The 22,627-nt window shown below is 62.1% G+C and carries 22 protein-coding genes; 11 read left to right on the forward strand and 11 right to left on the reverse strand.

The features are described 5' to 3' along the window. Positions 1-4 precede the first annotated feature (4 nt). The gene (locus tag ACSZPK_RS14630) at positions 5-1,024 is read right to left on the reverse strand and encodes a TRAP transporter substrate-binding protein (RefSeq protein WP_437882199.1); all 1,020 of its coding nucleotides are present in this window, start codon (positions 1,022-1,024) and stop codon (positions 5-7) included. 314 nt (positions 1,025-1,338) lie between these two features. On the opposite strand from ACSZPK_RS14630, the gene ACSZPK_RS14635 reads away from it, so the two are divergent. Then, positions 1,339-2,595 carry an OprD family porin gene (locus tag ACSZPK_RS14635; RefSeq protein WP_437882200.1) on the forward strand — a complete coding sequence of 419 codons (1,257 nt, stop codon included), beginning with the start codon at positions 1,339-1,341 and terminating at the stop codon, positions 2,593-2,595. A 159-nt stretch (positions 2,596-2,754) separates the two neighbouring features. Here the strand turns inward: ACSZPK_RS14635 and hpaA are convergent, their stop codons facing one another. Next, a complete protein-coding gene (gene hpaA / locus ACSZPK_RS14640; RefSeq protein ID WP_437882201.1) occupies positions 2,755-3,654 on the reverse strand; it encodes a 4-hydroxyphenylacetate catabolism regulatory protein HpaA in 900 nt (299 codons plus the stop codon). 11 nt (positions 3,655-3,665) lie between these two features. Beyond that, a complete protein-coding gene (gene hpaR, locus ACSZPK_RS14645) occupies positions 3,666-4,088 on the reverse strand; it encodes a homoprotocatechuate degradation operon regulator HpaR (protein ID WP_437882202.1) in 423 nt (140 codons plus the stop codon). Positions 4,089-4,421: 333 nt separating this feature from the next. Here hpaR (ACSZPK_RS14645) and ACSZPK_RS14650 point away from each other — a divergent pair, with 333 nt between their 5' ends. The 8 genes from ACSZPK_RS14650 to hpaI all read left to right on the forward strand — a co-directional run bounded on the left by ACSZPK_RS14650 (position 4,422) and on the right by hpaI (position 11,837). Beyond that, entirely contained in the window at positions 4,422-5,069 is a 648-nt protein-coding gene (locus ACSZPK_RS14650; protein ID WP_437882203.1) for a fumarylacetoacetate hydrolase family protein, read from the forward strand. A 10-nt stretch (positions 5,070-5,079) separates the two neighbouring features. Beyond that, complete coding sequence (locus tag ACSZPK_RS14655) at positions 5,080-5,844, forward strand: fumarylacetoacetate hydrolase family protein (RefSeq protein WP_437882204.1); 765 nt, start codon at positions 5,080-5,082, stop codon at positions 5,842-5,844. 24 nt (positions 5,845-5,868) lie between these two features. Next, positions 5,869-7,329, forward strand: a complete 1,461-nt coding sequence (hpaE, locus tag ACSZPK_RS14660) for a 5-carboxymethyl-2-hydroxymuconate semialdehyde dehydrogenase (protein ID WP_437882205.1) — start codon at positions 5,869-5,871, stop codon at positions 7,327-7,329. A gap of 121 nt (positions 7,330-7,450) precedes the next feature. After that, a complete protein-coding gene (gene hpaD, locus ACSZPK_RS14665; RefSeq protein ID WP_437882206.1) occupies positions 7,451-8,374 on the forward strand; it encodes a 3,4-dihydroxyphenylacetate 2,3-dioxygenase in 924 nt (307 codons plus the stop codon). Between the two features lie 53 nt (positions 8,375-8,427). Next, positions 8,428-8,838 carry a 5-carboxymethyl-2-hydroxymuconate isomerase gene (locus ACSZPK_RS14670; RefSeq protein WP_437882207.1) on the forward strand — a complete coding sequence of 137 codons (411 nt, stop codon included), beginning with the start codon at positions 8,428-8,430 and terminating at the stop codon, positions 8,836-8,838. 51 nt (positions 8,839-8,889) lie between these two features. Continuing rightward, the gene (locus ACSZPK_RS14675) at positions 8,890-10,200 is read left to right on the forward strand and encodes an MFS transporter (protein ID WP_437882208.1); all 1,311 of its coding nucleotides are present in this window, start codon (positions 8,890-8,892) and stop codon (positions 10,198-10,200) included. A 12-nt stretch (positions 10,201-10,212) separates the two neighbouring features. After that, positions 10,213-11,016, forward strand: a complete 804-nt coding sequence (gene hpaH, locus ACSZPK_RS14680; protein ID WP_437882209.1) for a 2-oxo-hept-4-ene-1,7-dioate hydratase — start codon at positions 10,213-10,215, stop codon at positions 11,014-11,016. 17 nt (positions 11,017-11,033) lie between these two features. Further along, positions 11,034-11,837: a 4-hydroxy-2-oxoheptanedioate aldolase gene (gene hpaI / locus ACSZPK_RS14685; protein ID WP_437882210.1), complete on the forward strand. Its 804-nt coding sequence runs from the start codon at positions 11,034-11,036 to the stop codon at positions 11,835-11,837. A 134-nt stretch (positions 11,838-11,971) separates the two neighbouring features. On the opposite strand, the gene ACSZPK_RS14690 is transcribed toward hpaI, so the two are convergent. The 6 genes from ACSZPK_RS14690 to ACSZPK_RS14715 all read right to left on the reverse strand — a co-directional run bounded on the left by ACSZPK_RS14690 (position 11,972) and on the right by ACSZPK_RS14715 (position 19,131). Beyond that, positions 11,972-13,162, reverse strand: coding sequence for an aromatic amino acid transaminase (locus ACSZPK_RS14690; RefSeq protein WP_437882211.1), 1,191 nt, complete (start codon positions 13,160-13,162; stop codon positions 11,972-11,974). Between the two features lie 9 nt (positions 13,163-13,171). Further along, positions 13,172-14,821, reverse strand: a complete 1,650-nt coding sequence (locus ACSZPK_RS14695; protein ID WP_437882212.1) for a thiamine pyrophosphate-dependent enzyme — start codon at positions 14,819-14,821, stop codon at positions 13,172-13,174. 4 nt (positions 14,822-14,825) lie between these two features. Continuing rightward, a complete protein-coding gene (locus tag ACSZPK_RS14700) occupies positions 14,826-16,235 on the reverse strand; it encodes an amino acid permease (protein WP_437882213.1) in 1,410 nt (469 codons plus the stop codon). Between the two features lie 199 nt (positions 16,236-16,434). After that, positions 16,435-17,385, reverse strand: coding sequence for a LysR family transcriptional regulator (locus ACSZPK_RS14705; protein WP_437882214.1), 951 nt, complete (start codon positions 17,383-17,385; stop codon positions 16,435-16,437). Positions 17,386-17,395: 10 nt separating this feature from the next. Further along, positions 17,396-18,115 carry a B3/B4 domain-containing protein gene (locus ACSZPK_RS14710; protein WP_437882216.1) on the reverse strand — a complete coding sequence of 240 codons (720 nt, stop codon included), beginning with the start codon at positions 18,113-18,115 and terminating at the stop codon, positions 17,396-17,398. Positions 18,116-18,228: 113 nt separating this feature from the next. Then, entirely contained in the window at positions 18,229-19,131 is a 903-nt protein-coding gene (locus tag ACSZPK_RS14715) for a LysR family transcriptional regulator (RefSeq protein WP_437882217.1), read from the reverse strand. A 99-nt stretch (positions 19,132-19,230) separates the two neighbouring features. Here ACSZPK_RS14715 and ACSZPK_RS14720 point away from each other — a divergent pair, with 99 nt between their 5' ends. Beyond that, entirely contained in the window at positions 19,231-20,091 is an 861-nt protein-coding gene (locus ACSZPK_RS14720) for an MBL fold metallo-hydrolase (protein ID WP_437882218.1), read from the forward strand. 275 nt (positions 20,092-20,366) lie between these two features. Here the strand turns inward: ACSZPK_RS14720 and hpaR (ACSZPK_RS14725) are convergent, their stop codons facing one another. Continuing rightward, complete coding sequence (hpaR, locus tag ACSZPK_RS14725; protein ID WP_437882220.1) at positions 20,367-20,789, reverse strand: homoprotocatechuate degradation operon regulator HpaR; 423 nt, start codon at positions 20,787-20,789, stop codon at positions 20,367-20,369. A gap of 57 nt (positions 20,790-20,846) precedes the next feature. Next, on the reverse strand, positions 20,847-21,908 hold the full coding sequence (locus ACSZPK_RS14730; RefSeq protein WP_437882221.1) for an extracellular solute-binding protein: 1,062 nt from the start codon (positions 21,906-21,908) through the stop codon (positions 20,847-20,849). Between the two features lie 166 nt (positions 21,909-22,074). Here ACSZPK_RS14730 and ACSZPK_RS14735 point away from each other — a divergent pair, with 166 nt between their 5' ends. Continuing rightward, the gene (locus ACSZPK_RS14735; RefSeq protein ID WP_437882222.1) at positions 22,075-22,518 is read left to right on the forward strand and encodes a GlcG/HbpS family heme-binding protein; all 444 of its coding nucleotides are present in this window, start codon (positions 22,075-22,077) and stop codon (positions 22,516-22,518) included. Positions 22,519-22,627 lie beyond the last annotated feature (109 nt).

Here is a 22,627-nt window from a genome sequence, read left to right on the forward strand (position 1 = left end):
GCGTTTACTGCGCGGAGCCCGCTAGTTTTTTCACGCCTTCGACCAGTGCCTTGCCATCGAGACCCTTGTCGTCCGCTTCCTTGATCCACTGTTCGACGGCAGCGGCCGAGGCCTTCTGCATCTGCGCATACGCGGCTGGTTCGATTGCGATGCGGCCAGCCTCGGGTGTTGCGGCTATAGCGGCATCGGTGGCTTTGTCCCACGCGGTAGCGAAACGCTCGACCAGGGCCTGGCCGCTGTTGCGCTCGATGATCGCCTGCAGGTCGGGCGACAGGCTGTCGAACTTGCGCTGGTTCATCAGCAGGGTCAGCACGGTGTAACCGAAGGCTGGTTGCGCCTCGGGGGTGACGCTGTGGTACTGGGTGACTTCATCGAGCTTGGTCGAGGGGACGACCTCCCAGGCCGCGAGAGCGCCATCGACCACGCCCTTGGAAATCGCCTCGGTCATTTGTGCTGGAGGCATGCTCACGGGCGTGGCGCCCAGGCTTTCGATGGTCTTCGCCGCCGTGCGACTGGAGGCACGCAGTTTCAGGCCCTTGAGATCGTCCAGGGTCTTCACCGCCTTGCCACGGGTGTGCAGGTTCATGCCGCCATCGCCGTGCACCACCAGCACCTTGTAGCCCTTGAAGTCATCCTTGGCGTACTGCTCGTAGAAGTTCCAGATGATCTGGTTACCAGCCTTGCCACCGTAGGGCAGGACGAACGGCAGTTCCAGGGCCTCGACACGCGGGAACTTGCCCGCCGAATAGGCCGGCGCGGTCCAGACGATATCGGCCACGCCATTGCGCGCCATGTCGGCCAGCTTGGCCGGTGTGCCGCCGAGTTGCATGGAAGGATAGAGCTGGCACTTGATGCGGCCCTGCGATTCTTCGCCGAGCTGCTTGCACCAGGGCTCGATGATGTTGAGCTGGGCATTGGAGGTGGATGGCAGGAAATGAGCGACTTTCAGGGTGACGCTGTCGGCAGCCTGGACCGATGCCGCGGCCAGGGCGCTGCACAGAACGGCAATTTTCATTGTTTTCATCGTGTTAGCTCCATCTTGTTGTTGTCGCCAGGCAGATGCGATGGCGTATGGCGAAGCGCAATCTGTTAATAAGTTAATTTTTTACCGGGCGCTGTCAACTACGACCACTGTCTAAGGATGGCCGGATGAGGTTGACGAAAAACAGTCAATCCCAAGCAGGATGCGGTTTTCGCTTGGTTGACCAGGCACTGATTTATTTTTCAGGCGGGTTGGCAGGGAAAATCCATATTGTTAATAAATTAATGATGTGGCTACATGTGGCGGCCGTTCGGTGCCACCGGACGGCCCCAACACTCGTCCTGGAGATAAAAACAATGATCAGGAATCTACCGGCATTCGCATGCCTGTTCGGCTCTGCCTGGGGTTTCAGTGGCCTGGCTCACGCCGATTTCTTCGCTGACAGCAAGGCCACTCTCGAAGCCCGCAACATGTACATGAATCGCGACTTCCGCCAGAGCAACGCGACTCAGGCCAAGGCTGAAGAGTGGGCGCAGGGCTTCACCCTGCGCTACGAGTCCGGCTTCACCGAGGGCACCATCGGCTTCGGCCTGGACGCCATCAGCGAAACGGCGATCAAGCTCGACTCCAGCCGCGACCGCCGCGGCACCGGCCTGCTGGCCTACGGTGCGCAGAGCCTGGAACCGGAAGACAACTACAGCGAACTCGGCGTGGCCGCCAAGGTGCGGCTGTCCAAGAGTGTGCTCAAGGTCGGCACCCTGCAGCCACAACTGCCCGTGGCCGCCTATAACGATGTGCGCCTGCTCTCCTCCACCTACGCCGGTGGCCTGCTGACCTCGCAAGAAGTCGACGGCCTGACCCTCAACGTCGGCCGCCTGGAAAAGATCAACCTGCGCGATTCGTCGAGCAACGACGAGATGAACTACGGCGGTGTGGAAAGCGCCCACCTCGATCTGGCTGGCGGTAGCTACGCGGTCAATCCGAACCTGACGCTGACCTACTACTACGCGCAGATGGACGACATCTACCAGCAGCACCACGTCAACCTGATCCACAACGCCAGGCTCGCCGACGGTATCACGCTGAAGACCGACCTGCGCTTCTTCGACACCGCCGAGAATGGCGCTCACCGTTACCGCAGCGCGACACGGGTGGATGGCGGGCGCATCGACAACCGCTTCTTCAACGGCATGCTGACCTTGGGCGTGGGCTCGCACAAGTTCGGCCTCGGCTACCAGAATCTCTCTGGCGACGGTGACTTCGCCTACCCCGGCCTCGACCCGTACTCGATCAACCTGGTGACCTTCAACGTCTTCACCAAGGCCGAGACCGATGCCTGGCAGGCGCGCTACGACTATGACTTCGCGGGCCTCGGCATTCCCGGCCTGAGCTTTATGACCCGCTATGTCAGCGCCAACCACATCGAGACGGCGGCGGTCAGCGGCGGCAAGGAATGGGAGCGCGACACCGACATCGTCTACACCTTCCAGGACGGCTCGCTCAAGGGCCTGAACATCCGCCTGCGCAACGCCACGTTCCGTTCCAGCGGCGGCTTGACCACCGACATCGACGAGAACCGCGTGATCATCGGCTATACCCTGCCGCTGTTGTAAGCGGCTCACTCGGATGAGTGGCTTTGAGGTCGGAGCGGACGCTTCGGTTCACTGTCACTCCCGCGAAGGCGGGAGCCCAGATGCTTCGAGTCGCCTTCGAGGAAATGACGAATACTTCAACCGGTTGTAGCTCCTACCTCGTTGCAGCATCGACAGACCCTAGCCATCCCGGCTGCGTACCCGGTACTCCCCAGGTGTCATGCCGGCATGGCGGGTGAAGAAACGGCTGAAATAGGCCGGGTCCTTGAAACCGAGCTGGTAGCAGATCTCGTTCACCGTGCCGCTGGTGAACAGCAGCAGGCGCTTGGCTTCCTGCATCAGGCGTTCGAACACCAGGCGCTTGGAGGGCATGTCGGCGATGCGCCGGCAAACGTCGTTCAGGCGTGCCTCGGTGACGCCGAGCAAGGCTGCATATTCGCTCAGCGGCAGGTGTTCCTGGTAATGGGCTTCGATCTGTACGTTGAAACGCTGGAATATCTGCAGGTCTTCGCGCCTGGCCGGCTGCGACGACAACGAGCGGGCGGACAGGCGCAACAGGCTGATGAAGATCAGCCGGGTCAGCGCGGCCAGGCTCGGCGCCCTGCCCGGCCGGTTCTCGGCGAACTCGCTGCGCAACTCGTCGAACAGCAGGTCGAGGCGCGTCACCTCGCTGCGGTATTTCTCGTCCAGCTCGCCAAACGCCACGCATACCGGCGCGATCTGCGGGCCGCTGGCCAAACCGTACTGCTCTTCCAGCAAGGGCCAGACCAGTTGCTGGCGCACGGTCAGGACATGGCCATCCGCCTCCGAGTCGGTGACGAAGGCATGGGTGACGGTCGGCGGCGTGAGGAAGAACATCGGCCCTTGTTGCAGGTAGCGATGGTCGTCGAGGAACACCCGGACCATGCCGCTCTTGACGTAATGCACCTGGAAGAAACGGTCATGCCGGTGTACCGGCATGTTGCGGCCGAAGAAGTCGGCGAGCTTGCCCAGCGCCTCGTAGTGCACATCGGAGTCAGCATAGCGCTGGTCGTAGACATGGCCGATGTCGATGTTGGGAATCGGAGGACGCGCGGCCATGGCTCAGGCGTTCAGGGCTTGATCTGTTTCAGTTCGTTGAGCAGGCCGAGCAGTTGCTGGAGCTTTTCCTCGCCGAACTGTTCGAGAATCTTCCGGTAGTTGCGCTCCATGTCTTCGCTCATCGAAACGAAGCACTGCTGGCCAGCCTCGGTCAGGCCGACATACACCCGGCGCTGGTCCTGCGGTGCCTTCCAGCGGCGTACCACGCCATCGCGCTCCATGCGCGACAGCACGCCGGTCATGCTCGGCTTGAGGATGCAGGCCTGCTGGGCCAACTGATAACTCTCCATCTCACCGTTCTGGCGCAGGATGCGGATGATCCGCCACTGCTGCTCGGTCAAACCGTGCTGGTTCAGCGAGGGCCGGAAGAAGCCCATCGCCGCTTCGCGGGCTTGCAGCAACGTCAGGGTCAGTGAAGGGCGCGGTGCGGACATCAGGGCAACTCGTCGAAGCCAGAATTGGCGGTGGCCGATTTAAGCAACATTCCCCAGGTGGACGCAAACCCGCAGGCCACGCACGGACAAGTGCCGGATCGGCTGGCAGTCCCGGTCAATAAATCTGGCAGGCCGGGACAATCGCATGGCCTGCCACATCGCTTAAATACAGCCTCATGGGTCAAAGGTAGAACGATTCATGGCTTGATCATTGTTAACATATTAATTATAACGTTAGCATGTTAACCAATTCCGGGTGTGCTGCCGCTCCGTTCCGGGAGCCGCCCGCTTTTATCACCTGGGGCAAGCCCCAGTTCGATTCAGGAGTTAGACATGCCTCGCGCCGCTAGCGAAGTCGCCACGGGCACCCTGTTCGGCATCGCGCTGAACTACAAGGGCCTGCTGGAAAGCCGACTGGCCGAATTCAACGAGCCGCCCTACCAGCAGCCGCCGGTCAAGCCGGTACTGTTCATCAAGACGCCCAATACCCGCAACGCCGATGGCCAGTCCGTTGCCGTGCCGACGGGGGAGCGCCTGCAGCCCGGCCCGGCCCTTGGCGTAGTGATTGGCAAGACCGCCAGCCGTGTCGCTGAGCAGGACGCCCTCGCCCACGTTGCCGGCTATGTGATCGTCAACGAATTCAGCCTGCCGGAAGTCAGCTACTACCGCCCGGCGGTCAAGGCCAAGTGCCGTGACGGTTTCTGCGCCCTGGGCAGCGACGTGGTCGAGCTGGCCGATCCGCATGCCCTGACCCTCAAGCTGCTGGTCAACGGCGAAGTGCGCCAGGAAAACACCACCGCCAACTTCGTGCGCAGCATTCCGCGCCTGATCGCCGAACTCAGCGAGTTCATGACCCTGCATGAAGGCGACGTGCTGATCACCGGCACCCCGGAAGGTCGCGTCGACGTCCAGCCCGGCGACCAAGTCGTGGTTGAAATCAGCGGCCTCGGTCGCCTGACCAACAGCATCGTGGCGGAGTGAGGCCAGAGACATGAAACACGCACGTATCCGCTATGAAAACGCTGTTCACCAGGTCACCGTCGAAGAAGACAACGCCGTACGCCTGCCAGATGGTCGATTGATCGCAGAAGCCGATGTCGAGTGGCTGCCGCCTGCCGAAGGCAGCATGTTCGCCCTTGGCCTGAACTACGCCGACCACGCCGCCGAGCTGGCCTTCAAGGCGCCGACCGAGCCGCTGGCGTTCATCAAGTCGCCCGGCACCTACACCGGTCACAACCAGGTGACCTGGCGCCCGGACAACGTCAAGTACATGCACTACGAGTGCGAGCTGGTGGCGGTGATCGGCAAGCCGGCGAAGAACGTCAAGCGCGAGGATGCCCTGGGCTACCTGGCCGGCTACACCGTGTGCAACGACTACGCCATCCGCGACTACCTGGAAAACTACTACCGGCCGAACCTGCGAGTGAAGAACCGCGACTGCACCACCCCGGTCGGGCCGTGGATCGTCGATGCCGCCGACGTGCCGGACCCGTCCAGGCTCAAGCTGCGCACCTGGATCAACGGCGAGCTGAAGCAGGAAGGCAGCACCGCCGACATGATCTTCGACATCCCCTACCTGATCGAATACTTCTCCAGCTTCATGACCCTGCAGCCGGGCGACATGATCGCCACCGGCACGCCGGAAGGCCTGGCCGACGTGGTGCCGGGCGACGAAGTGGTGGTGGAAGTGGAAGGCGTTGGCCGCCTGGTCAACCGCATCGTCAGCGAATCCGAATTCTTCGCCGCCCGCGGCTAATCAAGACAATAAGAGGCACACACCATGATCAAGCACTGGATCAACGGCAAGGAAGTCGAGAGCAACGAGACTTTCACCAACTACAACCCGGCCACCACCGAGGCCATCGGCGAAGTCGCCAGCGGCACCGCCGAGGAAATCAACCTGGCCGTCGCCGCCGCCAAGGAAGCCTTTCCGAAGTGGTCGAACACCCCGGCCAAGGAACGCGCCAAGCTGATGCGCAAGCTGGGCGAGCTGATCGACCAGAACGTGCCGAAGCTGGCCGAGCTGGAAACCCTCGACACCGGTCTGCCGATCCACCAGACCAAGAACGTGCTGATCCCGCGCGCCTCGCACAACTTCGACTTCTTCGCCGAAGCCTGCACGCGCATGGATGGCCACAGCTACCCGGTCGACGACCAGATGCTCAACTACACCCTGTACCAGCCGGTCGGTGTGTGTGGCCTGGTCTCGCCGTGGAACGTGCCGTTCATGACCGCCACCTGGAAAACCGCGCCCTGCCTGGCGTTCGGTAACACCGCCGTGCTGAAGATGAGCGAGCTGTCGCCGCTGACCGCCAACGAACTGGGCCGCCTGGCCCTGGAAGCCGGTATTCCGCCAGGCGTGCTGAACGTCGTGCAGGGCTACGGCGCCACCGCCGGTGACGCCCTGGTGCGTCACCCTGACGTACGGGCGATCTCCTTCACCGGCGGCACCGCCACCGGCCGCAAGATCATGCAGACCGCCGGCCTGAAGAAATACTCGATGGAACTGGGCGGCAAGTCGCCGGTACTGATCTTCGACGACGCCGATCTGGATCGCGCCCTCGACGCAGCGCTGTTCACCATCTTCTCGCTGAACGGCGAGCGCTGCACCGCCGGCAGCCGCATCTTCATCCAGGAAACCGTCTACGACCAGTTCGTCGCCGAGTTCGCCGCCCGTGCCAAGCGCCTGATCGTTGGCGATCCGACCGATCCGAAGACCCAGGTCGGCTCGATGATCACCCAGGCCCACTACGACAAGGTCACCGGCTATATCAAGATCGGTATCGAAGAAGGCGCCAACCTGCTCGCCGGCGGCCTGGAGCGTCCGGCCAACCTGCCGGCACACCTGGCCAAGGGGCAGTTCATCCAGCCGACCGTGTTCGCCGACGTCGACAACCGCATGCGCATCGCCCAGGAAGAAATCTTCGGCCCGGTGGTATGCCTGATCAAGTTCAAGGACGAAGCCGAGGTCCTGCGCCTGGCCAACGACACCGAATACGGCCTGGCCTCCTACATCTGGACCCAGGACATCGGCAAGGCCCATCGCCTGGCCCGTGGCATCGAAGCCGGCATGGTCTTCATCAACAGCCAGAACGTGCGCGACCTGCGTCAGCCGTTCGGCGGCGTGAAAGGTTCGGGCACCGGCCGCGAAGGCGGCGAGTACAGCTACGAAGTATTCGCCGAAGTTAAGAACATCTGCATTTCCATGGGCAGCCACCACATCCCGCGTTGGGGCGTGTGACGATCTGCTCGCATGAGTGACTCTGCCGGGTTTATAAAACCCGGTACGAGCCGCCACATTCCTGCGTGCAATCCAATCACAAGAACCCGGGCCATCACCTGGCCCCGCAAGGAGAAAACTCATGGGCAAAGTCGCTCTTGCCGCCAAGATCACCCATGTACCGTCAATGTATGTCTCCGAGCTGCCGGGCCCGAAGCAGGGATTTCGCCAGGCAGCCATCGACGGCCATATAGAGATAAGTCGCCGCTGCCGCGAGCTGGGCGTGGACACCATCGTGGTGTTCGACACCCACTGGCTGGTCAATGCCAACTATCACGTGCTGTGCGGTCCGCACTTCAAGGGCCTGTACACCAGCAACGAACTGCCGCACTTCATCAGCAACATGGAGTACGAGTTCCCCGGCAACCCGGAACTGGGCCTGATCCTGGCCGAGGAATGCAACCGTTTCGGCGTGGAGACCATGGCTCACCACACCACCACGCTTGCGCCGGAGTACGGCACGCTGGTACCGATGCGCTACATGAACAAGGACCAACACTTCAAAGTGATCTCGGTTTCCTCGTTGTGCACCTCCCACTATCTGAACGACAGCGCCCGCCTCGGCTGGGCCATGCGCAAGGCCGTGGAAGACCACTACGACGGCACCGTGGCGTTCTTCGCCAGCGGTTCGCTGTCGCATCGTTTCGCCCAGAACGGCCAGGCTCCGGAATTCGCCACCAAGATCTGGAGCCCATTCCTGGAAACCCTCGATGAGCGGGTCGTACAGATGTGGCAGAACGGTGAGTGGGAGGAGTTCTGCGGCATGCTTCCGGAATACGCGGCCAAGGGCCACGGCGAGGGTTTCATGCACGACACCGCGATGCTGCTCGGCGCCCTTGGCTGGTCGAAATACGACGGCAAGGCCGAGGTGTTGACGCCTTACTTCGCCGCCTCGGGTACCGGCCAGATCAACGCCGTATTCCCGGTCACCCCGCAGGACGGCTCGGCCATCCCGCCCGCCCAGGCCGCCCACCCGGCCGCCGTGGCTTCCACCAGCCGCCTGTAATGCCGCATGCCGCTCTCACGGGCGGCACGTCTCCAGGCCCAAGGACAATCGACATGCCTCATCTGGTCCTGCTCTACACCCCCGACCTCGAACGGGAGGCGGATATTCCCGGCCTATGCCGGGCTCTGGCCGACACCATGCTCGAACAGCGCGACGAGCATGGTAAGGCCGTATTCCCCACCGGCGGCACCCGCGTGCTGGCCTACCCTGCCGCACACTGCGCCGTGGCCGATGGCAAGGGCGACTACGGCTTCATCTACGCCAACCTGCGCATGGGCACCGGGCGCAGCAGCGATGTGCACAAGGCGGTGGGCGACAGCCTGCTGGCCGTATTACGCGCGAGCCTTGGCGCGATCCTCCAACAGCGCCCGGTCGGTATCACCCTGCAGATCGACGAAAGCCTGAACCAGGTCTACGACGGCAAGCAGAGCAGCCTGCACCCACTGTTCAACAAGACATCCTGAATGCGGGCGCCGCCGCGCCCTCGCCGCCTCACCTACAAAAAGTACAAGATCATGAGCACTGTCCATTCCGCTTCTTCCGTCGGCGCCGACCACGCCGTCAGCGATTCCACCCACCGCACCGTGACCTGGCGGCTGATGCCGCTGCTGCTGGTGTGCTACCTGTTCGCCCATCTGGATCGGATCAACATCGGCTTCGCCAAGATGCAGATGAGCGCCGACCTGCACTTCAGCGATACCGTCTATGGCTTCGGCGCCGGGCTGTTCTTCGTCGCCTACGCCTTGTTCGGCGTGCCCAGCAACATGGCCCTGGACAAGGTCGGGCCACGGCGTTGGATCGCCACCCTGATGGTGGTCTGGGGATGTCTGTCCACCGGCATGTTCCTGGTGGAAAGCGCCAGTGGCTTCTACACCCTGCGCTTCTTGCTCGGCGTGGCCGAAGCCGGCTTCTTCCCGGGCATCCTGGTCTACCTCAACCGCTGGTACCCGGCTCGTCGCCGCGCGCAGATCACCGCGCTGTTCGCCATTGCCGTGCCGATGGCCGGGGTCATCGGCGGCCCTGCCTCCGGGGGCATTCTCGACCTGTTCCACGATGCCGGCGGCCTGCGCGGCTGGCAATGGATGTTCCTCCTCGAAGGCTTGCCGGTGGTGCTGCTCGGCCTGCTCGTCTGGCGCGTACTGCCGGAGCGTTTCGACACGGTGGGCTGGCTCAGCGATACGCAGAAACAACGCCTGCGCGAAGAGATGGCCAGCGAAGAGCAGCGCAAGACCATCACCTCGTTCTCCGGCATCCTGCGCAACCCGCAGGTGTGGCTGCTGGTGGCGATCTACTTCGCGGTGATGCTGGCGGTGAACACCCTGGCGTTCTGGATGCCGACCCTGATCCACGGTGCCGGCGTGGCCCGTGACAGCCAGGTCGGCCTGCTCAGTGCCATTCCTTACCTGGCCGGGGTGTTCTTCATGCTCGCCTGTGGCCGGTCTTCCGACCGTCATCGCGAGCGCCGCTGGCACCTCAGCGTGCCGCTGCTGATGTGCGCCGTGGGCATTGCCGCCGCTGGAGTAGCACCGGGCAGCGCGATTCCGGTGCTGGCCGGCCTGGTCATCGCCGGCATGGGCGCCAGCGCCGCCCTGCCGATGTTCTGGCAACTGCCACCGGCCTTCCTGTCCGACCGCACCCAGGCCGCCGGTATCGGCCTGATCAGTTCGTTCGGCAGCATCGCCTCGTTCATCGCGCCCTACCTGATCGGCTGGATGCGCGACACCACCCAGAGCGCCAGCCTCGCGCTGTTCGTCCTGGCCTTTTTCATCGCCCTGGGCGCCGCTCTGGTTCTGCGAACCCCGGCCGCCCTCGTCAACCCACGTTAAGAGAGATTCGCCATGCTCGACTCGACCCTCATCCAGCAGGCCGCCGCCCGCCTCGACGCCGCCGAGCGTTCGCGCCAGCAGGTGCGCCAGTTCTCCCTGGATCACCCGCAAATCACCATCGAGGACGCCTACGCCATCCAGCGCGCCTGGGTCGCGCAGAAGATCAAGGACGGCCGCAAGCTGGTCGGCCACAAGATCGGCCTGACCTCGCGCGCCATGCAGGTGTCGTCGAACATCACCGAACCGGACTACGGCGCGCTGCTCGACGACATGCTGTTCGATGAAGGCAGCGACATCCCCTTCGAACGCTTCATCGTGCCGCGCGTGGAGGTGGAACTGGCGTTCATCCTCGGCAAGCCGCTGAAAGGCCCGAACGTCACCGTGTTCGACGTGCTCGATGCCACCGAATGGGTGATCCCGGCGCTGGAGATCATCGACGCGCGCATCCAGCAGGTCGACCCGGACACCAAGGCCACCCGCAAGGTGTTCGACACCATCTCCGACAACGCCGCCAACGCCGGCGTGGTCATGGGCGGCCGCGCCGTGCGACCAACCGAAATCGACCTGCGCAAGGTGCCGGCGGTGCTCTACCGCAATGGCGTGATCGAGGAATCCGGGGTTTCCGCCGCCGTGCTCAACCACCCGGCCAAGGGCGTGGCCTGGCTGGCCAACAAACTGGCGCCGTACGGCGTCACCCTGGAAGCGGGCCAGATCATCCTCGGCGGTTCCTTCACCCGCCCGGTGGCGGCCAACCCTGGCGATACCTTCCACGTCGACTACGACATGCTCGGCAGCATCGCCTGCCGATTCGTCTGAGAAGCAAGGAGCCGGTCATGGACATGCCCATCAACACCTTCAAGCAACGCCTGCAGTCCGGCGAGGCGCAGATCGGCCTGTGGCTCGGCCTGGCCGATCCGTACTGCGCGGAGCTGGCGGCCAATGCCGGATTCGACTGGCTGCTGATCGACGGCGAGCACGCGCCGAATGACCTGCGTGGCTTGCTGGGCCAACTGCAGGCCGTGGCGCCTTATGCCTCTCAGCCGGTGATCCGCCCGGTGATCGGCGACACCGCGCTGATCAAGCAGATCCTCGACATTGGCGCGCAGACCCTGCTGGTGCCGATGGTGGAAAGCGCCGAACAGGCGCGCGAGCTGGTGCGTGCCATCCACTACCCGCCGAGCGGCGTACGTGGCGTAGGCAGCGCCCTGGCCCGGGCCTCGCGTTGGAACAGCATTCCCGGCTACCTGGACAAGGCCGACGAGCAGATGTGCCTGCTGGTGCAGATCGAGAACCTCGACGGCCTGGCCAGGCTGGACGAGATCGTCGCCGTCGATGGCGTCGACGGTGTATTCATCGGCCCGGCCGACCTCAGCGCCTCCATGGGCCATCGCGGCAATCCTGGGCATCCGGATGTGCAGGCCGCCATCGAGGACGCCATCATTCGTATCGGCAAGGCTGGCAAGGCCGCAGGTATCCTCAGCGCCGACCAGAAACTGGCGCGCCGCTACATCGAACTGGGCGCCAAGTTCGTTGCCGTCGGCGTCGACACCACCGTACTGATGCGTGGCCTGCAAACCCTCGCCGCGACCTTCAAGGATGCACCTGCACCGGTCGCTGCTGGTGGTGGCGTGTACTGATAGCTCAAGCCCGGTAAGAGCGTGCAGTGCACGCGAAGCCGGTTTGAACCGAGTCGTCTTCTCTGGCCCCTCACGGGGCCATTTTTTTGAGCCGAAAAAAAGCGCCCTGAGGGGCGCTGAAGTGTGAACACGTTTCAGTGATGGTCGGCCAGCGCCTGTGCAACAGCGTCTAGGTTCGATTCATTCAACCCGGCGATGCAGATACGGCCACTACGGATCAGGTAAACGCCATGACGTTCTCGAATCCGGTCAACTACCTCGGCGGACAATCCGGTGTAGCTGAACATGCCCTTCTGTTCGAGCAGATATTCCACATCCAGCTCAGGCTTGCGTTCACGGATCGCATCGAACAGCGCCTGACGCATTGCCACCATGCGTACGCGCATGGATTCGAGTTCTGCACGCCATTCAGCCGCCAGTTGCGGCTCGCCAAGAATGATCGAGACCAGCTCGGCGCCGTGCCGTGGTGGGTTGGAGTAGTTGGTACGTACGGTGCCTTTCAACTGGCCATGTACACGCTGGGCGATGGCCGCGCTGTCGCAAACGATCGACAGCGAGCCGACACGTTCGCCGTACAGGGAAAACACCTTGGAAAACGAATTGGCTACCAGGCCGGTGATGCCAGTGCGAGCCAGGGCCCGAATGGCATAGGCGTCCTGCTCCACACCCTCGCCCAGCCCCAGGTAAGCGGCATCGAGGAACGGGATGATCGAGCGTTCGCGGAACAGCATGTACAGCTGATCCCATTGTTCAACCGACAGGTCCATGCCCGTCGGGTTATGGCAACAGGCATGCAGCAGCACGATGCTGTTGGCTGGTAATTGCGCGAACACCTCCAGCATCCGCGCGAAGTCGATGCGCTTGCCGCTGGCGTCCAGGTACGGGTAACGGTTCACCGCAAAACCTGCGCCACTGAAAATCGCCAGATGGTTGTCCCAGGTCGGGTCACTGACCCAGACCTGCGAGTTCGGGTAGTAGCGCTTGAGGAAATCAGCGCCGACCCGCAAAGCACCTGAACCGCCGACGCTCTGGATGGTGACGATGCGCTCGTCCTGAGCCTCGCTCAACGCACCGAACAGGTAATCCTGCACTGCCCGGCGAAAACCGGGGTGACCATCCATGGGCAGGTAGAGGTTGGCTGATGTCGGGCGTGCATCCAGATGAGCCTTGGCTCGTTGTACCGTCGGCAGTACCGGCACCTGGCCGTTCTCGTCGTAGTAGAAACCGATGCTGAGATTGACCTTGTCCGTGCGTGGATCGCGCTGATAGTCATCCATCAGCGACAGGATCGGGTCACCGGGGTAGTTGTCGACATGTTCGAACATGAACGGGCCTTATCGAGTAGGGAAAGTAGGATGGAGGAACTTCCACGGGCTGGAGTCGCTACCGCGTGGGATGGTCACTTCGATGAGGATCGGACGATCAGCGGCGAACGCTCGTTCCAACACCGGTTTCAGCGCGGCCGGCGTGTCGACACGCAAGGCCTGGACGCCAAACGACTCGGCGAACCGGACGAAATCGGGGTTCACCAACTCCGAGCCCAGCAGGCGTCCGGCGAAGCTTTCCTGCTGGTCGCGATAGACATTGCCGAACGCATTGTTGTTGAACACGATGGTCACCAGATTGAGCTTGTACTGCACCGCTGTCGCCAGCTCCTGGGCGGCGAACATGAAGCCGCCGTCACCGCAGATCGACACCACGGCTTTGTCCGGATGGGCAGCTTTCACACCGAGTGCGGTCGGGAAGCCGAAGCCGAGCGTGCCTTGATGGCCCGAGGTCACCAGAGTACGTGGCTGGTAGATCGGGAAACCGAAGATCGAAGTGAAGCCGACCTGGGAGATTTCCTCGACGAAGAAACCATCGCGCGGCAACACCTCACGGATGACGCGCAGGTAGTCCAACTGCGGTTGCACACACTGGATTTCCTGCTCGGCGGTCGCCTTGGCATCGGCGATTTCGACATCGCGGTGAGCTGGTGAGCCCAGGCGCAGCACCGCCTGAGTCAGGGCGCTGGCGCCTTCAGCAGCGTCGGCGAGCAGATTGACCTCGGCCGGAATGCGACGGACCTCGGCGGGATCGATGTCGATACGGATCAGCTTCAAGCCAGCTGGGCGGTGACGCCAGCGGATGTCGAGCAACTCGAAGCGCGAGCCGATCACTACGACCACATCCGTTCTCGGCCAAAGCCTGGCGCCTGCCGCGACAGTAAAGCCCAGGCGATGATCATCGGAAACCACGCCGCGACCGCCACGGAAGCTCACCACCGGAGCACCCAGCACTTCCGCCAGTTGCCTGACCTCGACACTCGCCTCCAATGCGCCTGAACCGACGAAGATCATCGGTGCACTGGCCGCACTGAGCAGCTTGGCTGCACGGTCCACGGCATCGCTATCGACTGGCGGCGGTTCTGGCAAGGCCAGCGGTTGTTGCAGGCGCACCGCAGCTGCCTGGGTGAAGTAGTCCCAGGAAGCCTGTAGCGACACGACGCCAGGCCGGCCGGATTGCATCTTCTGGAACGCCTGAGCGACCTGCCACGGTGCATCGGCTGGCTGCTCGATATGAGCGGCCCATTTGCCGATGCTTTGCAGGATTTCCAACTGGCGCGGCAGTTCATGCAGTTGGCCACGGCCACGGTCCTTGAAACCGCTCATCACGTCGCCCGTCAGAGCGAGTACGGGAGCATTGCAACCGTGGGCGGTGAGCATCGCCGCACTGGCATTGAGAATGCCGGGACCGGGAACCACGGTGAACACGCCGGGCTTGCCGCTGGAACGCGCATAGCCGAACGCCATGTAAGCGCTGGTCTGCTCATGCCGGGCGCCAAAGGTACGAATCGAGTCACTGTTGCGTGCCAGTGCGTCGGTAAGACCGTATATCTGCGCGCCGGGCAAGGCGAACACGGTGTCCACGCCATGTACTTTGAGACTTTCGACGATGGCGTCGCCACCGGTCATGCGAGTTGCCGGAGTTGGGATGTTTTTCATGCTGTTATCCATTGCTGGTTACTCGAAGCGAAGCGCTGGTGGTCCGAACTTTCCGATAACTCGCGTACATGATCGTGAGCCACAGCGGAATCAGCCAGACGGACAGGCGCATCGAAGGAATCAGAGCCATGATCGTCAACAGAAAGACAATGAAGGCCATACAGAAATAGTTGCTTAGCGGATGCAGTGGCGAGTTGTAAACAGCCTGCTCCCCTGCTTGTTCTTTTGCACGTTTGAATTTCAAGTGTGTATAGCTGGTCAACATCCAGTTCATGGTGGTCGCCGCAACGACCAATGACATGAGCAGTTCCAGGGTACCATTGGGGAAGAAGTAATTCAGTGCGACGGCTACGCCGGTAATCAATGCCGTCAACAATAATGCATTGATTGGAACGTGATTGCGGTTGAGTTTTAGAAGTTTCTTCGAGGTATTACCTTGCTCAGCCATTGCGTGCAGCTGTCTTACATTGCAGTAGACCACGCCGTTATAAACCGATAAGGCCGCAGTCAACACCACCAGATTGAGCAAATGGGCCGCGGTGTCGACGCCGAGCAAACTCAATATTTTCACGAACGGACTGGCGCTGTAAGGATCACCAGCGGTCGTCAGCGAGGCGACCAGTTCATCCCAGGGCGATAGCGCCAACAACACAGCCAACGCCGCAACGTAGAAAATACCGATGCGATAAAGCACATTGTTGATCGCTCGCGGAATCGTGGTTTTCGGGCTCTTGGCTTCACCTGCGGTGAAACCGATCATTTCCAGGCCACCAAAGGCGAACATGATCAACGGCAAGGCCATGACCAGCCCCATCAGCCCGTGGGGCATGAAACCACCGTGACTCCAAAGGTTGCTGACACTGGCGCCACTCGGCGTGCTCGGACCGAACAGCAACCACAGGCCCAGGCTGATCATCAGCACGACCGCGACCACCTTGATCGTGGCGAACCAGAACTCGGCTTCGCCAAATACGCGAACGTTCAACAGGTTCAAGCCGTTGACCAGGAGAAAGAAGAACGCAGCACTCGCCCAGGTGGGAATATCCGGCCACCAGAATTGAATGTATTTACCGACGGCGGTCAGTTCAGCCATGCCGACCAGAATATAATTTGCGGTGTAGTTCCAGCCGGCGAGGTAACCGAGGAAGCCGCCGCAGTATTTACCGGAAAAGTGGCTAAGTGAGCCGGATACCGGTTCATCCACCAGCATTTCACCAAGTTGACGCATGATCAGAAATGCAACCAGTCCGGCAATTGCGTAACCGAGAAGAAGTCCTGGCCCGGCAGACTTCATTACACCGGCACTGCCCAGGAACAAACCGGTGCCTATTGCACCGCCCAGGCCGATCATTTGGATATGGCGATTGGACAGGCCTCGCTGCAACGCGAGGCTGTTATCAGTGACTCTGCTCATCGTTTATTTCTCTGTATTGTTTTTGAGCGAATCTGCTTGCAGGCAAATGGCGCTCAACGAATAACTGGCAGATAGAGGGTGTTGGAATATTGGAATTGTTTTATCGAAACTGATCTGTTCGATGAGCTGAAAGTTATCATCGAATATCGGCGCGCACAGTAACGGGTAGTGAGTTGCAGCTATGCAGATTCCGCATAGTTCAAGCCGAATAAGCGGGCGGCCGATCTCCCGGACTGAGGAATTGCGAGCCACGGCAATTTTGATAGACGAACTGCCGAAACCATTGTTGCTCGGGAGAGCTGTGAGTACGGCTGTGCCAGACCACCCAATAGCGGAATGTGTGATCGACGAAGTCCAGGTGGCGTGAGCAGGCCTCGACCTGCTCCGTCCATTTGCGTGCGATGTGCTCGGGCAGCATCAGCAACATGTCACTGCGCAACATGACCGCCATGGCGGCCGAATAGAACGGCACCGTCAGTTGGATATCACGCTGCAGGTTGCGCTTGCGCAGGCAGGCGTCGACGAAACTGTCCTTGTCCCCGCCGCTGGTGATTTTCATGTGCGGCCATTGCAGGAGCGCGTCGACCGAAAGCGTCTCGTGGCTCGCCAGTGGATGACCGTTACGCATGCAGCAGACAGCGCTGTCCTCGCCGATGACCCGGCCATGGTAATCGGCCGGTGTGTCGTCGATCATGCTGATCGCCAGGTCGATCTCGCCGCTGGCCAGCCAGTCGAAGCGATTGGCCTGCCAGGGGCGGAAATCGATGCTCACACCAGGCGCTGTCGAGGCCAGGTCTTCGAACATATCCGGCAGGATGTATTGGGCGACATGGTCGGAGCCCGCCATGGCAAAGCGCCGTGTGCAGGTCGCGGGGGTGAACACACTTGGTGAGCCGATGTCCTGCAGCTGATCGAGTATCGACTTGATTGGCGCGATCAGCGCCGCGCCTCGCTCGGTCAGTACGTACTCCCGGCTCTGGCGAACCAGCAAGGGGTCGCCGAAGGCTTCGCGAAACTGCGCCAGGTTTCGGCTCAGTGCCGACTGGCTGGTGCCCAGCAGATTGGCCGCATAGCTCAGGTTACGCACCTCGAGGATCGCCACCAGCGCCTTCAGTTGGGCAATGCTCAGGTTGTTGAAGCCAGGCCCCATGCGGTTCCCCTCAGCCGAGTTGAACGCTCAAGCTCGCCTGACCGGCCTGCAGCACCGCATGACCCAGGCATTCGCCGGCGCAGTATTGGCTGACCAACTCGATGAGATCGGCAATGGCGGACTCGATATCGCCCTGGCTGGTAGGCGCCAGCCCGTCGATATCGAAGAACACGCAACGGGTATCGACCAGGGTGCGAGTATCGGCGGCTTGCCGCCAGGTCCAACGCCGGGTTAACACCCTGCTCCCGGCTGCCAGGACGACTTCACCGGGGGCAATCGATTCTGGCTGAGCCTCTGCGTCGGCTAGAAAACGATCGGTCTCCTGAGCTTTGCGTAGTTGCACCTGCATCGACGCCGAGGTGATCGGATGCACGCCAGCCGGCAGGATGTAGCGCAGTGACAGCAGGTTGCCGATGTCCACCAGCGGGTTGATATCCGGCAGTGAGTCCGGTTTGAGCACGCGGCGGCTGAGGGCTTCGATGGAGCTTCTGTGCTCTGAAGGCTTGGCACCGAAGCGTCGATAGGCATCGCGCCAGGCAGCGATCTGCGGAAACTCGGCAGGGTTGCCACTGATGCGCTCGCGCAGATGCTGCTCCGCGGCGCGCAACTGGTCGGTCAGTCGTGCGTCGGACCGCGTATTGTCCAGTGCACGAAAGATCACGACGCCGCGTCGATAGTCAGGGTGATCGTTGAAGATTTCAGGGCTGACCGTATAGGTGAAGGTGCTCACTGGCGCTCCTCTTGGAATGCGGGATTTGTGCAGCTTGGCCAAGCCGAGGGCGCGACTATATACCGGTACTCACCGTACGAACCATGCGCAACATGCAACACAGCTATGTGCATTCAGGATAGATGCCAGTCCGTGACACTGGCGAAGCGCTCGACGAGAAAGTCCAGCAACGTGCGCAACGACGCACTCATGTGCTTGCGCGAGGCATACACCGCGTGGATGTCCAGGCTGGTCGGTCGATAGTCCGGCAGCACGACCTCCAGTCGCCCTTCCCGGATCGCCCCTGCGCACAGGTAGGTGGGCAGCAACGCGATGCCGGCGCCGCGCGTCACCGCATGCATCAGGGCCACCGAGTCGTTGCTGCTCAGGCTGCCGCTGACTGCCACGCCGACGGGCTCGCCAGCCAGCTCGAAGCGCCACAAGGTGCTGTCGTGGTAAGCGTGGGTCAGGCAGTTGTGGCGTTCGAGGTCCTTGGCTTGCTGCGGTATGCCGTGTGTCTGTAGGTAGCTCGGTGCCGCGCACAATATCGACTCGCAGACCGCCAGGTGGCGGGCGATCAGTTGCGGGTCCAGGTCATTGCTGATGCGCACCGCCAGGTCGATGCCCTCTTCTACCAGGTTCACCGTGCGGTCGAGCAATTGCAGGTCGATACGGACTCGCGGAAAACGCTCGTGGAACTCGGCCAGGGCGTCGGTGAGCTGGGCATGGCCGAACGAGGTGCTGCAGGTCACGCGCAACTGGCCCTGGGGTTCGTCCTCGGGGTGGCGGGCGCTGGCCTGGATATCCTGTGCCAGGTCCAGCATGCGCTGGCACATCGGCAATACCTCCTCGCCGACATGAGTCAGATGCAGGCGCCGCGTGGTGCGATGCAGCAAGCGAGCGCCCACCCAGTTTTCCAGTTCGGCGAGGCAGCGCGATACCACTGGACGGGACAGGCCGAGCTTATCGGCAGCAGCGGTTTGGCTGCCCGCCTCCACCACGGCGACGAAAACCTGCATGGTCATGATTCGATCCACGATTGATCCTGTTCCTGCAACAAACCAGCCCTGAATCTAGCGTTTTTCAACCTGCCTTGCGCAACTATCCTGGCTACTCTCATTTGTCCGGAGCCCATCATGCGTGCCTTTCTCGCTGCCACAGTCCTCGGTTTCGCCAGCCATGTGTTCGCCGCCTCGCCACTGAAAATCGAGGTCTACAACCCTGGTCATGAGGCGGTATTCCCCGTGTCTTCGGTACTGGTCAGCGGCGAGCACGATGCGATCCTCATCGATGCCCAGTTCGGCAAGACTCAGGCGCAGGCGCTGGTTGAGAAAGTGCGGCAGAGCGGCAAGCACCTCAGCCGCATCTACATCAGCCATGGCGACCCGGATTACTACTTCGGCTTGCAGCCCCTCAAGGCGGCCTTCCCTGATGCCCAGGTATTGGCCAGCCAGCCGACCATCGAGCACATCAAGCAGACGATGAAGGACAAGCTGGCCTACTGGGGCCCGCAACTGGGCCAGGACGCACCGACCGAACTGGTGGTGCCAGAGCCGCTCCCGGGCGATCGTCTGGAACTGGAAGGGCAGGTCCTGGAAATCGTCGGCCTGGACGGTCCGCAGCCGGATCGCACCTTTGTCTGGATGCCGTCGATCAAGGCCGTGGTCGGTGGCGTGGTGCTGTCGAGCAACCTGCATGTGTGGATGGCCGATACCCAGACAGCAAAATCCCATCAGGACTGGCTGGCGACCCTGGCCCGTATCGAGCGCCTCAAGCCAAGCATCGTCGTGCCTGGGCACGTGCTACCCGGCCCGCAAACCGCCGAGCAGTCCGTGGCGTTCACCGCCGGCTACATCCGCGCGTTCGATGAGGAAACGACCAAGGCCAAGGATGCCCAGGCACTTATCGGTGCCATGCAGAAGCGCTATCCAGGGCTGGAGGACGAAGCAGGTCTGGAACTGAGCGCCAAGGTCGCCAAAGGCGAGATGAAGTGGTGACCGTCTAACTGCTTTCGCGTGCATGGCGCTCGCCTTGCGGAACTCTGTACGTGCGAAAGCTGTTAGAACCTGTTCATGATCTCGCGAGCGCGTACGAATAGCTGCTTCAAGGCAGGAGCGGACCTTCAAGATTATTAACCGTCACTCCCGCGAAGGCGGGAGCCCAAATAAAAAACGCTTCTGGGTTCCCGCCTTCGCGGGAATGACGGAGTAACGAATGTCCGCAATTACCTCAAAGCTGCCCGCGGAACCAATCTGAGATCGTGAACAGCCTCTTACGGCTTGATGCCCTTCAACTCCTGTAGCAGTTCCAGCAAGGTCAGCAGCTTTTCCGGGCCAAGCTGCTGCTGGATGCGCCGGTAGTTGTTTTCCATCTCCACGCTCATGGACTCGAAGCACTGCTCGCCCTTTTCCGCCAGGCTGACCAGCACCCGGCGCTGGTCCTCGGCCAGTTTGCGCCGGCGCACCAGGCCGTCGCGTTCCAGGCGCACCAGCACACCGCTCATGCTCGGTTTGAGAATGCAGGCCAGGCGCGCCAGTTTGTGGCTCTCCAGCTCACCGTGCTGGCGCAGGATGCGGATCACCCGCCACTGCTGTTCGGTGAGGCCATGCAGGTTGAGTTGCGGACGAAAGAAACGCATGGCCGATTCACGGGCCTGCAACAGGGTGAGCGTCAGGGAAGCGCGGCTGGTGGACATGATCACGGTAGTTAGGCTGATTATTTGTTCATAGTTTAACGAGTGACCGGCCGTACGTCATGGGTGATGGGCAGCCTTTATCGGGGCCCAGGCACGATCCAGCGCATTTTTCTGATCGCTGGAGAGGCTTTCCAACATATAGATACGCCGTCGCTCGGCGGCGCCGAGCACCTGCATCGGCCGTTCGGCGGCCAGCGCCTTGAGTTCGGCGCTGTCACTTGCCAGGGGCGAATAGAATTGCGTGGCGCGGGCATTGCGCACGGCGTTGCCGGGTTGCAGCAGGAAGTCGATGAAGCGATAGGCCAGGTCCGGGTGCGCCGCGTTGACGGGGATGGCCAGGCTGTCGATATAGGCGACGGCGCCCTCCTGCGGGATCAGGAAGCGCAGGTTCGGGCGTTTGCCCGCCGCTTCCAGGGCATGACCGCTCCAGGCCATCGCCACGCACAACCCGCCTTCGCCGAGGGCCTTGATGTAGGTCTCGTTGTCCAGGCTCTTCACCTCGCGGGCGATGGCCTGCAACGGCTGCATGTTGCGCTCGATCTGGCGCGCGCCATACAGCGTCAGGCTGCGCCCACGGTAGTTGAACCACAACGAAGCGGTCTCCTCCGGGGCATCCAGCATGCCAATGCCGCACGGCTTCAGGCGGGCGACCTGGGCCGGGTCGAACAACAGGCTCCAACTGTCAGGCAGCGGGCCAGCATAGTTCGCCTCGGCCAGTTGCGGCTCGATCACCAGGCCGACCGCGCCCCACAGGTACGGCGCGACGTAGCGGTTGGCCGTTTCGACGCCCGCCAGCATCGCCAGCAGGCCGGGATCGATGCTCCCGTAGTGGCTCAGGCGTGCGCTATCCAGCGGGGCCAGTTGGCCAGCACGAATCAGGCGCGGCAACTGGAAGTGCGATGGCACCACCACGTCGTAGGGCGTGCCCTTGGCCAACGCCGCATCCAGCTCCTCGGCGGCGGTGAAGGTCTGGTAGTCGACGCGGATGCCGGTCTGTTGTTCGAACGCGGCCAATACCTGCGGGTCGATGTAGTTCTTCCAGTTAAGGACGCGCAAGGTTTCCTCGGCATTGACCTGACAACAGGCGAGAAACAGCAACAGGCCGGAAAGTAGCCTCATGGCGGGACTCCGAGTGAAGGACGGGCTATTTAACAGGTCGCGCCCCGCCCCGGCATGTGCGTGCCTGCCAGCCGGTTGACTGACCGTGCCAGGCCAAGGTGGATTGAAGGAGGTCGTTAACCTGTTCATGATGTGGCCGGATATCCACCGCCAAGGAGCCTTCGTGATGAACGCCCTGCTTCGCCAACAGACCTCACTGACCCTCGACCTGGCCATGCAGGCATTGCAGGCCGCGCTGGCCACCGCCAAGGAAAACCAGGCGCGGATCAGCATCGCCGTGGTCGATGCGAGTGGCCAGTTGATTCATATGGCGCACATGGATGGCGCGCCCCTGCAAAGCCGGGACATCGCCCTGAACAAGGCGCTGACCGCCGTGGGCTTCGGCGTGTCTACCAGCGCCTGGCAGGCACGCCTGGAAAAATGCTCCGAGGCGGTGCGCCAGGGGCTACCGTTACAACCGAAGATGGCGCTGTTCGGCGGTGGCGAGCCGTTCCGTTTCGCCGATCAGGTGATTGGCGCAATCGGTATTTCCGGCGCGTCCGAGCAGCTCGACGGGCAATGCGCGCTGGCCGCCGTCGAACGTGTCCTGGCGGTGCTCGCCGCCGGCTGACTGGCCTGTCAGCCCCGGTCAAGAGCCACGGCAGGCAGGAACAAGACTGCGACCTCCCGCAAAGCCCCTAATGGCGGCCAGCTACCAGCCGGTATTTCTCTCCATCGCT

The sequence above is a fragment of the Pseudomonas sp. LRF_L74 genome (assembly GCF_965644255.1).
Taxonomy (GTDB): domain Bacteria; phylum Pseudomonadota; class Gammaproteobacteria; order Pseudomonadales; family Pseudomonadaceae; genus Aquipseudomonas.